Genomic DNA, 14,448 nt, shown 5'->3' with positions numbered 1-14,448 from the left:
TTCGACCCGGCGAACTGCGTCGAAACGAACCGCCGAAGCAGCGTGGCCGCCGATCAAGCCTTCGACAGCGCCTTCAGCGACAGCTTGATCCCCTCCGACACGCCGGTGCCGGCCGGCACGTTCTTGATCGCGGCGAGCGCCTCTTTCTCCGAATAACCGAGCGCGAGCAGCGCGTTCAGGATGTCGTTCGCGTGATCGGACGCGGACGCCGCGCTCGCCATCGCGCCGAGGTCCGCGCCGAGCTTGCCCTTCAGTTCGAGCAGCAGCCGTTCGGCCGTCTTCTTGCCGATGCCGGGGATGCGCGTGAGCCGCGCCGCGTCCTGCAGCGTGACCGCCTGCGACAGCTCGTGAACGCTCATCCCGGACAGCACCGCGAGCGCCATCCGCGCGCCGATCCCGCTGATCTTCAGCAGTTCGCGGAACGTCGCGCGCTCGGGCGCGGTGCCGAAGCCGTACAGCAGGTGCGCGTCCTCGCGGACGATCATCTGCGTGAGCAGCACGACCTTCTCGCCGTTCGACGGCAGGTTGTAGAACGTGCTCATCGGCACGTCGACCTCGTAGCCGACGCCGTTGCAGTCGACCAGCAGGTGCGGCGGATTCTTTTCCAGCAGGACGCCGGCAATGCGACCGATCATGGCGGTTTCTGTGATGGGGAAAGCGTGAGTGTAGCGGAGCGGCGGCGGGTGCGGCAGGCGGGGAGCGGCAGGCAGGTAGTTGGTCCGATACGCGGACGGCAGCGTCACATCCATGCTTGCCGCACGCGCCGTACATCGCCGGCCGCGCAGCGCGTCAACCCACGAGCCGCCCGCGCTTCACGCGCAGCCCCTTCTTCGCGAGCGACGGCGCGATCCCGCCGAGCGTGTTCAGCGTGTCGCCGCCGTGCGCGTGGCAGATCGCCATGCCGAGCGCGTCGGCCGCGTCGGTGCCCGGCACGCCGGAGAGGTTCAGGAGGCGCACGACCATCTGCTGCATCTGCTCCTTCGTCGCGCGGCCGTAGCCGACCACCGCCTGCTTCAGTTGCAGCGCGGTGTATTCGGCGACCGGCACGCCGCCCGACACGAGCCCGCAGATCGCCGCGCCGCGCGCTTGGCCGAGCAGCAGCGTCGATTGCGGATTCACGTTGACGAACACTTTTTCGATCGCCGACTGGTCCGGCGAGTGTTCGCGGATCAGCGTCGAGATGCCTTCGAAGATCGTGCCGAGACGGCTCGGCAGGTCGGCGTCCGCGGTCCGGATCACGCCGCTCGCGACGTACGTGAGCTGGTGGCCGTTGCGGTCGATTACGCCGAAGCCGGTCACGCGCAAGCCGGGGTCGATGCCGAGAATTCTCATGAGGTGCGATGCGGTCGGATTGCCTGCGATGGTACAACGAACCGCGCGCGGTTCGGACGCCGAAACCGCGCGGCCGGCGATTTGGCGTGCGGTTCGGCGTGCGATTCGGCGTGCGGTCTACGGAAGATTCGCGACCGCTGAACCGCTGATGCACGCCCGGTCCGCTCGCGCCGCAGCGCCATCAACGACGTCGCTACCCAGGCCGCCTGCACGCCCCGTCGCGAACCACCAGTAAAAAACCCGCCAGGCGTCGAGCCGGGCGGGTTCGGGCGGTCAAGCGTCCGCTTGCGCGATGCTCAGTGGCGGAAGTGCCGCACGCCGGTCATCACCATCGCGATGTTGTGCTCGTCGGCGGCGGCGATCACTTCGTCGTCGCGCATCGAGCCGCCCGGCTGGATCACGCAGGTCGCGCCCGCCGCGACCACCACGTCGAGGCCGTCGCGGAACGGGAAAAACGCGTCCGACGCCACCGCCGAGCCTGCCAGCGTCAAGCCCGCGTTCTGCGCCTTGATGCTCGCGATCCGCGCGGAATCGACGCGGCTCATCTGGCCCGCGCCGACGCCGAGCGTCATTCCGTCCGCGCAGAACACGATCGCGTTCGACTTCACGAACTTCGCGACGCGCCATGCGAACAGCAGGTCGTCCATTTCCTTCGGCGTCGGGTGGCGCTTCGTGACGACGCGCAGTTCGTGCGGCTGCACGTTCTTTGCGTCGAGCGACTGCACGAGCAGGCCGCCGCCGACGCGCTTCAGGTCGAACGCGTTATGACCGTCGCCGGGCGCGATTTCGAGCAGGCGCACGTTCTGCTTCGCGGCGAACACGGCTTTCGCCGCGTCCGCGAACGACGGCGCGATCAGCACTTCGACGAACTGTCTGCTCACCGCCTGCGCGGCCGCCTCGTCCACTTCGCGGTTGAACGCGATGATCCCGCCGAACGCGGAGGTCGGGTCGGTCTTGAACGCCTTCGCATACGCGTCGTGTGCGCTCTCCGCGACCGCGACGCCGCACGGGTTCGCGTGCTTGACGATCACGCACGCGGGCGCGTCGAACGTCTTCACGCATTCCCACGCGGCGTCCGAGTCGGCGATGTTGTTGTACGACAGTTCCTTGCCCTGCAACTGGCGATAGTTCGCGAGCGCGCCGGCCGGCACCGCGAGGTCGCGGTAGAACGCGGCGCTCTGGTGCGGGTTCTCGCCGTAGCGCAGGTCCTGCACCTTGTCGAACGCGACGTTCAGCACCGCCGGATAGGTGTTGCGCGACTTGTGCTGAAGCTCGTCGGTCAGGCTCGTCAGGTAGTTCGTGATCGCGCCGTCGTACTGCGCGGTGTGCGCGAACACCTTCGTCGCGAGGCGGAAGTTCGTCGCGTAGCCGACCGTGTTGCCGTTCGCGCGCATTTCGTCGAGCACCGCCGCGTAGTCGGCCGGATCGACGATCACCGTCACGTCGCGATGGTTCTTCGCGGCCGAGCGCAGCATCGTCGGGCCGCCGATGTCGATGTTCTCGATCGCGTCTTCCAGCGTGCACTCTTCCTTTGCGACCGTCTGCACGAACGGGTACAGGTTCACGACCAGCAGGTCGATCGTCGGGATGCCGTGCTCATCGAGCGCGGCCATGTGCCCGGGCAGGTCGCGGCGCGCGAGGATGCCGCCGTGCACCTTCGGATGCAGCGTCTTCACGCGGCCGTCGAGCATTTCCGGGAAGCCGGTGTAGTCGGCCACTTCGGTGACGGAAAGGCCTGCGTCCGCGAGCAGTTTCGCGGTGCCGCCCGTCGACAGGATCTTGACGCCGAGGCCGGACAGCGACTTCGCGAAGTCGACGATGCCCGACTTGTCGGAAACGGAGATGAGCGCTTGCCTGATCATGATGGTCGGATGGAGAAGAGGAGTCGGGAGCGGGGCGCGCGGCTACAGCAGTCCGTGCTGCTGGAGCTTCTTGCGCAGCGTGTTGCGGTTGATGCCGAGATACTCGGCGGCCAGCGACTGGTTGCCGCCGGCCTGTTCGAGCACCACCTCCAGCATCGGTTTTTCGACGCACGACATCACCATTTCATAAACGTCGTGCGGATTGGAGCCGTCGAGATCCTGGAAATAAATGCCCAGGCTGTCGCGGACGCATTGTTCGATGTTGTGCTTGCTCATGCTGCCAGTCGATCGGTTGATTCCTGCCCGCCGGTCTCGTCGCCGGTGTCTTCGTCGACGTACACGAGCCGCTCGGAGACGGCCTTCTGTTCGTCGAAAAACTGGTTGACCGCGAGCAACTGTTCGCGCGTGGTGTCCAGCGTGTTCATGCGGTGCCTGAACGCGTTGGCGCCGCGAAGGCCGCGAGTGTACCAGCCGATGTGCTTGCGCGCAGTACGTACACCGGTAAATTCGCCGTAAAACGCGTAGTGATCCTCCAGATGCCCGTTCATGATCGTCTGGATTTCGTCCACGCGCGGCGGCGGCAGCAACTCGCCGGTTGCGAGGAAATGCGCGATCTCGCGGAACAGCCACGGACGCCCCTGCGCCGCGCGGCCGATCATGATCGCGTCCGCGCCGGTGGCCGCGAGCACGTCGCGCGCCTTCTGCGGCGACACGATGTCGCCGTTCGCGACGACCGGAATCCGCGCGGCGGCCTTCACCGCCGCGATCGTGTCGTATTCGGCTTCGCCGTGGTACAGGTCCGCGCGCGTGCGGCCGTGCACGGTCAGCATCGAGATGCCGTTTTCCTCGGCGATGCGCGCGATCGTCAGCGCGTTGCGGTTGTCGCGATTCCAGCCGGTGCGGATTTTCAGCGTGACCGGCACCGCGTCCGGGCCGACGCCGACCGCGTCGACGACGGCCTTCACGATCCGCGCGACGAGCGGCTCGTCCTGCAGCAGCGCGGACCCCGCGGCGACGTTGCAGACCTTCTTCGCCGGGCAGCCCATGTTGATGTCGATGATCTGCGCGCCGTTCGCGACGTTGTGGCGGGCGGCCTCGGCCATCATCGCGGGGTCCGCGCCGGCGATCTGCACCGCGATCGGCTCGACTTCGCCCTGATGGTTCGCACGGCGCATCGTCTTTTCGCTCTTCCACAACTGCGCGTTCGACGCGACCATTTCCGACACCGCGTAACCGGCGCCAAGGTGCTTGCACAACTGACGGAACGGCCGGTCCGTGACGCCCGCCATCGGGGCGACGAACAGGTTGTTGCGCAGAATGTGACGGCCGAGTGTGAGCATGACGCGCGGGCGAAATCGCCGTCGCGCGAACGGTGCGCGGCGGCCGAAACGAAAGGGGAAACGCGCATTTTACCGTTAACAGAATGCCGGAACGATGGCAGCGCGTGCCGCGCGGCAGCGGGCGCGCGCAACGAACGGCCCGCGCGCGGGCGGTTGCTGCGATGCCGAAATGGGGGATCGACCGGGGCGGGCTTACGGTTCGCTTGCCGGCGGGGCGTCGCGCGATTTCGGGTTCGTCCGGTGACGGTGGGCAGCCAGTGCGATGCGGCGCTGCGGCAGCGGGGAACGGCGACGTGAAGTTGCTGCGAACCCGCGCGAACCGCTGTTGCCGCCGCGCGACCGGCGCATTCCGCAAGGCCGGCCCTATGTCATCGTTGCCGCCGTCGTGGGTGCGCCGTTATTCGAGGCCGCACGTGAAGCAAATGTTAAATGCGCGTCGCGAACGCCCGCGCTCCTTCCGCAGTTAGATTCGCTGTCCGAACATCATCTGCCGCGCGAGCGCCGTCTTGACCGGCGGCACGAATTCGAGCGCGGTCAGCGCGATGCCGCGCAGCGCCGCGAGCGGCGCGAAATCGACGGTGAAGAGCCGTGCGAGCGTGTCGGTCGCGCCGATCGTCATGCGCCGGTCGAACGTGCGGCGGCGCGCGAAGTCGGCGAGCGCGAGCGGCGTCGCGCCGTGCCGCGCGAGCGCGTCCGCGAGCGCGTGCGCGTCGCGCAGCCCGAGGTTCAGCCCCTGGCCCGCGACCGGATGCAGCGTCTGCGCGGCGTTGCCGACCACCGCGACGCGGCCCTTCGCGAGCGATTCGGTCGCGTTGAGCCCGAGCGGGAACGACGCGCGGCCGTGAATCTGCGTGAAGTGGCCCATTCGCGCGCCGAACGCGGCTTCGAGTTCCGCGAGGAATTCCGCGTCGGCCAACTGCGCGCGCCGTTCGGCCTGCTGCGGCGTGGCGCACCAGACGAGCGCGTAGTCCGCGCCGCGCACGCCGCCCATCGGCAGCAGCGCGATCGGCCCTTCGCTCGTGAAGCGCTCCCACGCGACGTGCGGCTGCGGCGACGACACCGTGACGACGCCGACCAGCGCCGTCTGACGATAGTCGCGCGAGCACTTGCCGGCGGTCGCGGCGTCATGGCCGTGGTCCTGGCCGTCCTGCCGCGGCCGGAACAGGCCGCCTTCCGCGTTCACGAGCACGCGCGTGCGCAGGTTGCGCGTCACGTGAGCGCCTTCGACTGGCAGCGTGACGCCGTCGTGTTCCGGCACCGGCGCGAGCGCGTGCGTGTGATGCAGCCAGTGCACCGGCGTCGCGCGCACCGCCTGCGCGAGCGCCTGCACGATCGAGCCGTAGCGCGCGACGTAACCGAGCGCGGGCAGCCCGTAATCCGCGCGGTCGATCAGCGTGCGGCCGAAATGCCCGCGCTGCGATACGTGGATCCGGTCGATCGGCGTGGCGTCGTGCGGCCACGCGAGCGCTTCGAGCAGCGTCCGGCTGCCCTGCGAGACGGCGATCGCGCGCGGGTCGGCGACGCTGTCCTCCGGCTCGCGCGAGTCGATCAGCGCGACCGACAACGGCTGCGTCGCGCTGCGCCGCGCGAGCCAGCCGGCGAGCGCGAGGCCGACCGGCCCCGCGCCGACGATCGTCACGTCGTAGTCGAACGGCGCGGGCGGGGCGGCGCTTGCGCCGGTCGTGCCGGGTGTGCCGGTCGTGCCGGCTGCATCGACGGTGTCGGTCACTGCATTCATGGTGTTCCGTGGTGGGGGAGCTTCATGCGCGCCGCTGCGCGTCCTGCATCAGCGCCTCGATTTCGGCGGCCTCGACCGGCACGTCGCGCGTGATCAGTTCGCAGCCGGTCGCGGTGACGATCGCGTCGTCCTCGATCCGGATGCCGATGTCCCAGTAGCGTTCGGGCACGTCGTCGGCCGCGCGTACGTACAGGCCCGGCTCGATCGTCAATGTCATCGACGGGCGCAGCGTGCGCCACGGCGGTGTCGCGTCGGCCGGCAGGTTCGCGTCGCGCTCGCGATAGTCGCCCGCGTCGTGCACGTCCATCCCCAGCCAGTGGCCGGTGCGGTGCATGTAGAAACGCGCGTACGCGCGCTCGGCGATCACGTCGTCGACCGACGCGAACCGCGCGCGATCGATGATCCCGGTATCGAGCAGCCCCTGTGCGAGCACGCGGACCGCCGCCTGGTGAGGCGCCTCGAAATCGACCCCGGCGCGTGTCGCGTCGATCGCGGCCTGCTGCGCGGCGAGCACGATGTCGTACAGCTCGCGCTGCGCGGGCGTGAAGCGCCCGTTCGCCGGGAACGTGCGGGTGATGTCGGACGCGTAGCCGTTCAGCTCGCAGGCGGCGTCGATCAGCACGAGGTCGCCGTCGCGCGCGCTCGCGTTGCCGGCCGGGTAGTGCAGCACGCACGCGTTCGCGCCCGCCGCGACGATCGAGCCGTAAGCCGGACCCTGCGCGCCGTGTTTGCGGAACGCGTACAGCAGTTCGGCTTCCAGTTCGTATTCGCGGATGCCGGGGCGGCACGCGGCCATCGCGCGCCGATGCGCGAGCGCGGAGATCTGCGCGGCGCGGCGCATCACCGACAGTTCGTGCGCATCCTTCACGATGCGCATGTCGTCGAGCACCGGCAGCAGGTCGTACGCGGCCGATGGCGCGGTGACGCCGCTGCGCGACTGCGCGCGCACCGCGTCGAGCCAGCCGCGCACCTGCGTGTCGAATCCGTTGGACGCCGCGAGCGCGTAATGCAGCGCCGGCCGGTTCGCGATCAGTTGCGGCACGCGCGCGTCGCGTTCGTCGATCGGGAACGCGGCGTCGAAGCCGAACGTCTCGCGCGCCGCGTCGGGGCCGAAGCGGAAGCCGTCCCACGTTTCGCGCTCCGGGTTCTTCGCGCGGCAGAACAGGATCGCCGCGGGCTGGCCGTCGCCCGCGTTCGCGTCGAGCACGAGCAGCGCATCCGGCTCGGTGAAGCCGGTCAGATAGTAGAAGTAGCTGTCGTGACGGTACGGATAGTCGGCGTCGCGGTTGCGCAGCGCCTCGGACGCGGTCGGCACCAGCGCGACGCCGCCGCCGCGCGCGCGCATCGCGGCCAGCACGCGCTCGCGCCGTTCGCGATAGAGGGCCGCGCCGCCGTCGGGGCCGGGCAGCGGGTCGGCGGCGGCGCGCGGGGCGGCCGGCACGGTGGGCGGGTTCGTCGTGTTCATCGTGCGATTGTAGCGCCGTCTGTCGCGCCGCCGGGCCGCCGGCCGGCGCGGCGGTCCGGCGGACACCATGACGGCCGCTTCGCCGGATCCGTCCGGAGGGGCTCGGCGTCACGCGGAGTGCGAATCGTCGCTCGCTACCACGCGGCGGTCATCGATTCGTCGCGCGCAATCGTTTGGGTGTCGTGTATCGGCTGGTTCACCGCCGCTTTTCCGCCCAATCGCCGACATCGGGCTTCCGGTCCGACCACGGTCCGATGTTGCATTCCGCCCACATCGGTTGTCGGGTAATTCCCGCGCCCGTAATGGCAGCCCGTAAGAAATACACGAAACCAACGTATACTTCCGCCGGATTCCAGAAAAGGCAGGTGCAATGAAACTCATCGGTTCGCTCGGCAGCCCGTATGTCCGCAAGGCGCGGATCGTGCTCGCCGAAAAGAAGATCGACTACAAGCTGGTGCTCGAAAACGTGTGGGCCGCGGAGACGACGATCCACGATTTCAACCCGCTCGGCAAGGTGCCGTGTCTCGTGATGGAGGACGGCGAAGCCGTGTTCGACTCGCGCGTGATCTGCGAATACGTCGATACGCTGTCGCCGGTCGGCAAGCTGGTGCCGCCGTCGGGCCGCGAGCGCGTCGAGGTGCGCTGCTGGGAGGCGCTGGCGGACGGCATCCTCGACGCCGCCGTGCTGATCCGCCTCGAAAGCACGCAGCGCACGCCCGAGCAGCGCAACGAGGACTGGCTCGCGCGCCAGCGCAAGAAGATCGACGAAGGCCTCGTCGCGATGTCGAAGGGGCTCGACGCGAACCCGTGGTGCACGGGCAACCGCTACACGCTCGCGGACATCGCGGTCGGCTGCGCGCTCGGTTATCTCGACTTCCGGATGGCCGAGGTCGACTGGCGCGACGCGTATCCGAACCTCGCGCGTTATTACGAGAAGCTGTCGCAGCGGCAGTCGTTCGTCGATACGGTGCCGCAGGGCTGACGTTTCGATCCCGCCGCATGCCGGCGGGTTGCCGCGTCGTTCCCGATGGAAGCGTCGCGGCGTTCAGTTCAGGCGGATTGCGTCGGAGCCGGTGTTCCCGCGTTAAGCGGGGAGCGCCGGCATTCGCGCCGGATGTTCATTCGCCGCGCAACGCCAGGCCGCAAGCCCCGGAGCGCAACGACGGCTACGAAGCCGCCGCCCGCCGCCACCGTCGTTACGCCGCCACCGCTTCTTCCAGTTGCGGCGCGAACGAATCGGCGCGTGCGACCGGCCACCACTTCTCGTAAAGCTGATAACGGTAGCGGCCTGTGAGCAGATCGCCCGGCTGCAGATAACTCAGCAGTTCGGACATCAGCTTCACCTCATACGACGACACGCGCCGCACGATGTGATGCGCGCGCAGGTCTGACGGACTCTTCAGCCCCGCCGCCTGCACGATCTCCTGCAGCGCGTGCAGCGTGTTGCGATGGAAGTTGAACACGCGCTCGCCCTTGTCCGGCACGTTCAGCGCGCGCTGGCGCACTGGGTCCTGGGTCGCGACGCCGGTCGGGCAGCGGTCCGAATGGCACTTCTGGGCCTGGATGCAGCCGACCGCGAACATGAAGCCGCGCGCCGAGTTCACCCAGTCCGCGCCGATCGCGAGCGTCCTTGCGATGTCGAACGCCGTGACGATCTTGCCGCTCGCGCCGATCTTGATGCGGTCGCGCAGCCCGATGCCGACGAGCGTGTTGTGCACGAGCAGCAGCCCTTCCTGCAACGGCGTGCCGATGTGGTCGGTGAATTCCAGCGGCGCCGCGCCGGTGCCGCCTTCCGCGCCGTCGACGACGATGAAGTCCGGCAGGATGCCGGTTTCCAGCATCGCCTTCGCGATGCCGAAGAATTCCCACGGATGGCCGATGCACAGCTTGAAGCCGACCGGCTTGCCGCCGGACAGCCGGCGCAGCCGCTCGATGAATTCGAGCAGCCCGCGCGGCGTCGAGAATTCCGAATGCTGCGCGGGCGACACGCAGTCCTGACCGAGCGCGATACCGCGCGTTTCCGCGATCTCCGGCGTCACCTTCGCGGCGAGCAGCACGCCGCCGTGGCCCGGCTTCGCGCCTTGTGACAGCTTCACCTCGATCATCTTCACCTGCGGCTCGGCCGCCTGGCGTGCGAACTTCTCGTCGCTGAACGTGCCGTCGTCGTTGCGGCAGCCGAAGTAGCCGGACGCGATCTGCCACACGATGTCGCCGCCGTTTTCGCGGTGGTACTTCGACATCGAGCCTTCGCCGGTGTCGTGCGCGAAGCCGCCTTTTTTCGCGCCGAGGTTCAGCGCGCGGATCGCATTCGCGGACAGCGCGCCGAAACTCATCGCCGACACGTTGAAGATCGAGATCGAGTACGGCTGTTCGCGGTTCGCGCCGACGAGCACGCGGAAGTCGCTGCCGGCGAGTTTCGTCGGCGCGAGCGAGTGGCCGATCCACTCGTGGCCGATCGACTTCACGTCGAGTTCGGTGCCGTACGGACGGCTGTCGACCGCGTTCTTCGCGCGCTGATAGACGACGCTGCGCTGCACGAGCGAGAACGGTTTTTCGTCGGTGTCGTCCTCGACGAAATACTGGCGGATCTCGGGCCGCACGAACTCGAACATGAAACGCAGATGACCCCACAGCGGATAGTTGCGCAGGATCGCGTGACGCTCCTGGGTCAGGTCGTACACGCCGAGCGCGACGAGCAGCGCGGGGATGATCGCGCAGAGCCAGGACAGGCCAGCGAACGCCGCGGCGGCGACGACGGCCGCGAGCAGCAGCACCGCGCACCACATGGCGAGATAACGTCGGGAAAACATCGGGGGACTCCTCGGACTGGTTTGAACGCGGGCCGCGCCGGCTGCGTGGCCGGCGCGGTGCGCCGCAGGCGGCGCCGGGGCGCGGCGCGGTCTGCGCGAATGATGCCGGAAGTTTGTGAAACTGGACGGGAAGCGGGCAGGTTTATTTGCGGGGGGAAGCAGGTCGCGGCCGCCGATGCCGGAAGCTCATCAAAGCGGTCGGGAGTGGGGGTTCGCGGTATCGGATCTTCACCGCGGGGCAAGTCGTTGTGCTTTCGACGCGTAATCAAGCGTCAGCCTTACGCGGAAGGTAATTCCGGTACGACTTTCAGCGAATCAAATTCGATGAGTACGTCGGCACCGAGAGTTGCCTCAATTACCGCGATCTTTTTTCAACGATTTTACTTTCTCCCAAGCGTACGACTTATCACGGGAAAGCGATTCAAATCATTGGCCCAACAACCGTGTGGCGCCAAAAACCAGGCGTATCCGCAACGAAGCCCGCCAATTCGTCCGACGTCCGAAGATTTCCTTCAACCGAACGAAAAGAAGCCGTGAGAAGCGACCCGCCTCGCGCGCCGCACCGGATAGCGGTTTAAACCTCTTTCGCCCCAAGCAACGCCGCTTCCCGCGCGGGCCTTGGCGGCACCGCCTGCGGCTGCGCAGTCGCCGCATGTTCGATGATTCCGCCGCCGAGGCACACGTCGCCGTCGTACAGCACCGCCGACTGCCCCGGCGTCACCGCCCATTGCGCGTCGTCGAAATGCAGCTCGAACTGGCCCGCGCCGTAAGCGGACGCCGCGCGGAACGTACAGCGCGCGTCGGCCTGCCGGTAGCGCGTCTTCGCGGCGCACGCGTGGCCGTCGGCCGGCGGCTCGCCCGCGACCCAGCTCACGTTGCCCGCGCGCAGCAGGTGCGACAGCAGCCACGGATGATCGTGGCCCTGCACCACGTAGAGCGTGTTCGACGGAATGTCCTTGCCGGCGACGAACCACGGCTCGCCGCTGCCGTCCTTGCTGCCGCCGAGCCCGATGCCCTTGCGCTGGCCGAACGTATAGAACGCGAGGCCGATATGCTCGCCGACCACCTTGCCATCGGGCGTCTTCATCGGCCCCGGCTTCGTCGGCAGATAGCGGTTCAGGAAGTCGCGGAACGGCCGCTCGCCGATGAAGCAGATGCCGGTCGAATCCTTCTTCTTCGCGTTCGGCAGGCCGATCTGTTCGGCGATCTCGCGCACGCGCGTCTTCGGAATCTCGCCGAGCGGGAACATCGTCTTCGACAGTTGCGCCTGGTTCAGCCGGTGCAGGAAGTACGACTGGTCCTTCGTGTGGTCGGTCGCCTTCAGCAGCTCGAAGCGTCCGTCGTTCTCGCGCACGCGCGCGTAGTGGCCGGTCGCGATCGTTTCCGCGCCGAGCGACATCGCGTGGTCGAGGAACGCCTTGAACTTGATCTCCGCGTTGCACAGCACGTCCGGGTTCGGCGTGCGGCCCGCCGAATACTCGCGCAGGAACTCCGCGAACACGCGGTCCTTGTATTCGGCCGCGAAGTTCACCGCCTCGACGTCGATGCCGATCAGGTCCGCGACCGACACCACGTCGATCCAGTCCTCGCGCGTCGAGCAGTATTCGCTGTCGTCGTCGTCCTCCCAGTTCTTCATGAAGAGGCCGACGACGTCGTATCCCTGCTCCTTCAGCAGCCACGCGGTCACCGACGAATCGACGCCGCCCGACATGCCCACCACGACTTTCTGTTTGCTCATGACCTGCTGCCCGTCGCGCGGAAACCCGGAGCCATCGCACGTGGGCCCGTCGCATGCGTATGCACGAAATCGAGCGGCACGCGCCGGCCCGCCAGATAGTCGTCCACGCACTGCATCACGAGCGGCGTCCGGTGCCGCGCGCTCGCGGCGCGCAGCTCGTCGGCGCTCATCCACAGCGTGCGGACGATGTCCGGATCGAGCGCGAGGTCGTCGCGCGCGTCGCCGGCGTGGCCGCAGTACGTGAAGCGCAGGTAGGTCGCGCCGCTTTCGCCCGGCTGGCCGAAGTGCGTCATGTACACGCCGACCAGTGCGTCGGGCGTGAACGGATGCGCGGTTTCTTCCAGCGTTTCGCGGGCGACGGCTTCCTCCAGCGTTTCGCCGGCCTCCAGATGGCCGGCCGGCTGGTTGAGCCGCAATCCCGCGTTCGTGTGTTCCTCGACGAGCAGAAATAGCCCGCCGCGCTCGACGATCGCGGCCACGGTCACGTGTGGTGCCCAGGTTTCCTCATTCATGGACCGGCATTTTACCGGGACGCGCCCGGCGGCGCTTGGGGCCGGAGCGCGCGCGTCGGTGTCGCCCGCGCTTCGCCGTCGCCGATCGGCCGATCGGCCAACCGGCCAACCGGCCAACCGGCCAACCGGCCAACCGGCCAACCGGCCAACCGGCCAACCGGCCAACCGGCCAACCGGCCAACCGGCCAACCGGCCAACCGGCCAACCGGCCAACCGGCCAACCGGCCAACCGGCCAACCGGCCAACCGGCCAACCGGCCAACCGGCCGGTCGGTCCTGCATCGGCGGCTACGACATTGCGGGCCGGTCCCCCCGTATTCGCTCCAGGTTAGATTCGCCCCCGCTTTCGGTTAAAGTGGGGCGTCGTCCAGCCGTTGCATTCGAAAGCCGACCTGTCGTGCGTGTTGCACGGGATCGGAGTCAGCGCTGAAACGCCCGCTCCGATCGACACGTCGGTCCTGCTCGTGACACCACACCCTGTCGGGGAGGAATCAACGATGCATATCGGAGTGCCTGCCGAGACGCGGGCGAACGAAACCCGCGTCGCCGCGACGCCCGAGACGGTGAAGAAATACGCCGGCCAGGGCCACCGCGTGACGGTCCAGAGCGGCGCGGGCGTCCCCGCGAGTTTCCCGGACGACGCGTATGCGGCCGCCGGCGCGGAACTCGTCGACGCGGCGACCGCGTTCGGCGCCGATCTCGTCCTCAAGGTCCAGTCCCCTTCGGTCAGCGAACTGCCGTTCATGAAACGCGGCGCGGTGCTGGTCGGGATGCTCGATCCGTTCAACGCGCAGAACGCCGCGCAGCTCGCCGACGCGGGGCTCACCGCGTTCGCGCTCGAAGCCGCGCCGCGCACGACGCGCGCGCAGAGCCTCGACGTGCTGTCGTCGCAGGCGAACATCGCGGGCTACAAGGCGGTGCTGGTCGCGTCGAACCTGTATCCGCGCTTCATGCCGATGCTGATGACCGCCGCCGGCACCGTGAAGGCCGCGCGGGTGCTGATTCTCGGCGCGGGCGTCGCGGGGCTTCAGGCGATCGCGACGGCGCGGCGGCTCGGCGCGGTGATCGAGGCGTCCGACGTGCGCCCGGCGGTGAAGGAGCAGATCGAATCGCTCGGCGCGAAGTTTCTCGACGTGCCGTACGAGACCGACGAAGAGCGCGACGCGGCGCAGGGCGTCGGCGGTTATGCAAGGCCGATGCCGCCGTCGTGGCTCGCGCGCCAGTCGGCGCTCGTGCACGAGCGCGCGCGGCAGGCCGACATCGTGATCTCGACCGCGCTGATCCCGGGCCGCGACGCGCCGACGCTGCTGCCCGCCGAGACCGTGCAGGCGATGAAACCCGGCTCGGTGGTGATCGATCTCGCGGCCGGGCGCGGCCCGGTCGCGGACGAGGCGACCGGCCGGCGCGGCGGCAACTGCCCGCTGACCGAGGCCGATCAGGTGGTCGTGCGGCACGGCGTGCAGATCTGCGGCTACACGAACCTCGCGGCGATGGTCGCGGCGGACGCGTCGTCGCTGTACGCGCGCAACCTGCTCGACTTCCTGAAGCTGATCGTCACGAAGGAAGGCACCCTGAACATCGATCTCGCCGACGACATCGTCGCGGCGACGCTGCTCGCGCGCGACGGCCAGGTCGCGCGCAAGGCCTGACGA

12 protein-coding genes are annotated in these 14,448 nt (G+C 68.4%); 2 read left to right on the top strand and 10 right to left on the bottom strand.

Going from position 1 to position 14,448, the window contains the following annotated elements; genetic code table 11:
• Positions 1-53 precede the first annotated feature (53 nt).
• The 7 genes from ruvA to BLV92_RS15275 form a co-directional block, all read right to left on the bottom strand.
• Positions 54-635 (bottom strand): Holliday junction branch migration protein RuvA, encoded by a 582-nt coding sequence (gene ruvA / locus BLV92_RS15305; RefSeq protein WP_090546251.1) that lies wholly within the window; start codon positions 633-635, stop codon positions 54-56.
• 154 nt (positions 636-789) lie between these two features.
• Positions 790-1,332, bottom strand: coding sequence for a crossover junction endodeoxyribonuclease RuvC (gene ruvC, locus BLV92_RS15300; protein ID WP_090546250.1), 543 nt, complete (start codon positions 1,330-1,332; stop codon positions 790-792).
• 296 nt (positions 1,333-1,628) lie between these two features.
• On the bottom strand, positions 1,629-3,194 hold the full coding sequence (gene purH, locus BLV92_RS15295; protein WP_090546248.1) for a bifunctional phosphoribosylaminoimidazolecarboxamide formyltransferase/IMP cyclohydrolase: 1,566 nt from the start codon (positions 3,192-3,194) through the stop codon (positions 1,629-1,631).
• Positions 3,195-3,236: 42 nt separating this feature from the next.
• Complete coding sequence (locus tag BLV92_RS15290) at positions 3,237-3,470, bottom strand: Fis family transcriptional regulator (RefSeq protein WP_090546247.1); 234 nt, start codon at positions 3,468-3,470, stop codon at positions 3,237-3,239.
• On the bottom strand, positions 3,467-4,534 hold the full coding sequence (gene dusB / locus BLV92_RS15285; RefSeq protein ID WP_090546245.1) for a tRNA dihydrouridine synthase DusB: 1,068 nt from the start codon (positions 4,532-4,534) through the stop codon (positions 3,467-3,469). The genes BLV92_RS15290 and dusB overlap by 4 nt, the downstream gene beginning before the upstream one ends.
• Before the next feature lie 463 nt (positions 4,535-4,997).
• Positions 4,998-6,272, bottom strand: a complete 1,275-nt coding sequence (locus BLV92_RS15280; protein WP_090546243.1) for a UbiH/UbiF/VisC/COQ6 family ubiquinone biosynthesis hydroxylase — start codon at positions 6,270-6,272, stop codon at positions 4,998-5,000.
• Between the two features lie 22 nt (positions 6,273-6,294).
• Positions 6,295-7,806: an aminopeptidase P N-terminal domain-containing protein gene (locus BLV92_RS15275; RefSeq protein ID WP_177197916.1), complete on the bottom strand. Its 1,512-nt coding sequence runs from the start codon at positions 7,804-7,806 to the stop codon at positions 6,295-6,297.
• Between the two features lie 301 nt (positions 7,807-8,107).
• On the opposite strand from BLV92_RS15275, the gene BLV92_RS15270 reads away from it, so the two are divergent.
• Complete coding sequence (locus BLV92_RS15270) at positions 8,108-8,719, top strand: glutathione S-transferase (protein ID WP_090546241.1); 612 nt, start codon at positions 8,108-8,110, stop codon at positions 8,717-8,719.
• 214 nt (positions 8,720-8,933) lie between these two features.
• Here BLV92_RS15270 and BLV92_RS15265 read toward each other — a convergent pair whose 3' ends face one another.
• The 3 genes from BLV92_RS15265 to BLV92_RS15255 form a co-directional block, all read right to left on the bottom strand.
• Positions 8,934-10,547 carry an FMN-binding glutamate synthase family protein gene (locus tag BLV92_RS15265; RefSeq protein ID WP_090546239.1) on the bottom strand — a complete coding sequence of 538 codons (1,614 nt, stop codon included), beginning with the start codon at positions 10,545-10,547 and terminating at the stop codon, positions 8,934-8,936.
• Positions 10,548-11,121: 574 nt separating this feature from the next.
• Complete coding sequence (mnmA, locus tag BLV92_RS15260) at positions 11,122-12,285, bottom strand: tRNA 2-thiouridine(34) synthase MnmA (protein WP_090546237.1); 1,164 nt, start codon at positions 12,283-12,285, stop codon at positions 11,122-11,124.
• The gene (locus BLV92_RS15255; protein ID WP_090546235.1) at positions 12,282-12,797 is read right to left on the bottom strand and encodes an NUDIX hydrolase; all 516 of its coding nucleotides are present in this window, start codon (positions 12,795-12,797) and stop codon (positions 12,282-12,284) included. Before BLV92_RS15255 ends, mnmA begins: the two co-directional genes overlap by 4 nt.
• A gap of 496 nt (positions 12,798-13,293) precedes the next feature.
• Here BLV92_RS15255 and BLV92_RS15245 point away from each other — a divergent pair, with 496 nt between their 5' ends.
• On the top strand, positions 13,294-14,445 hold the full coding sequence (locus BLV92_RS15245; protein ID WP_090546231.1) for a Re/Si-specific NAD(P)(+) transhydrogenase subunit alpha: 1,152 nt from the start codon (positions 13,294-13,296) through the stop codon (positions 14,443-14,445).
• Positions 14,446-14,448 lie beyond the last annotated feature (3 nt).

This window comes from Paraburkholderia caballeronis, assembly GCF_900104845.1.
GTDB lineage: Bacteria > Pseudomonadota > Gammaproteobacteria > Burkholderiales > Burkholderiaceae > Paraburkholderia > Paraburkholderia caballeronis.
This window is presented reverse-complemented; position numbering and strand designations above follow the sequence as displayed.

Bases quoted from the DNA above. Each gene is read 5' to 3' on its own strand.
- ruvA (WP_090546251.1), bottom strand. From the start codon at position 635: ATGATCGGTCGCATTGCCGGCGTCCTGCTGGAAAAGAATCCGCCGCAC.
- ruvC (WP_090546250.1), bottom strand. From the start codon at position 1,332: ATGAGAATTCTCGGCATCGACCCCGGCTTGCGCGTGACCGGCTTCGGC.
- purH (WP_090546248.1), bottom strand. From the start codon at position 3,194: ATGATCAGGCAAGCGCTCATCTCCGTTTCCGACAAGTCGGGCATCGTC.
- BLV92_RS15290 (WP_090546247.1), bottom strand. From the start codon at position 3,470: ATGAGCAAGCACAACATCGAACAATGCGTCCGCGACAGCCTGGGCATT.
- dusB (WP_090546245.1), bottom strand. From the start codon at position 4,534: ATGCTCACACTCGGCCGTCACATTCTGCGCAACAACCTGTTCGTCGCC.
- BLV92_RS15280 (WP_090546243.1), bottom strand. From the start codon at position 6,272: ATGAATGCAGTGACCGACACCGTCGATGCAGCCGGCACGACCGGCACA.
- BLV92_RS15275 (WP_177197916.1), bottom strand. From the start codon at position 7,806: ATGGTGTCCGCCGGACCGCCGCGCCGGCCGGCGGCCCGGCGGCGCGAC.
- BLV92_RS15270 (WP_090546241.1), top strand. From the start codon at position 8,108: ATGAAACTCATCGGTTCGCTCGGCAGCCCGTATGTCCGCAAGGCGCGG.
- BLV92_RS15265 (WP_090546239.1), bottom strand. From the start codon at position 10,547: ATGTTTTCCCGACGTTATCTCGCCATGTGGTGCGCGGTGCTGCTGCTC.
- mnmA (WP_090546237.1), bottom strand. From the start codon at position 12,285: ATGAGCAAACAGAAAGTCGTGGTGGGCATGTCGGGCGGCGTCGATTCG.
- BLV92_RS15255 (WP_090546235.1), bottom strand. From the start codon at position 12,797: ATGAATGAGGAAACCTGGGCACCACACGTGACCGTGGCCGCGATCGTC.
- BLV92_RS15245 (WP_090546231.1), top strand. From the start codon at position 13,294: ATGCATATCGGAGTGCCTGCCGAGACGCGGGCGAACGAAACCCGCGTC.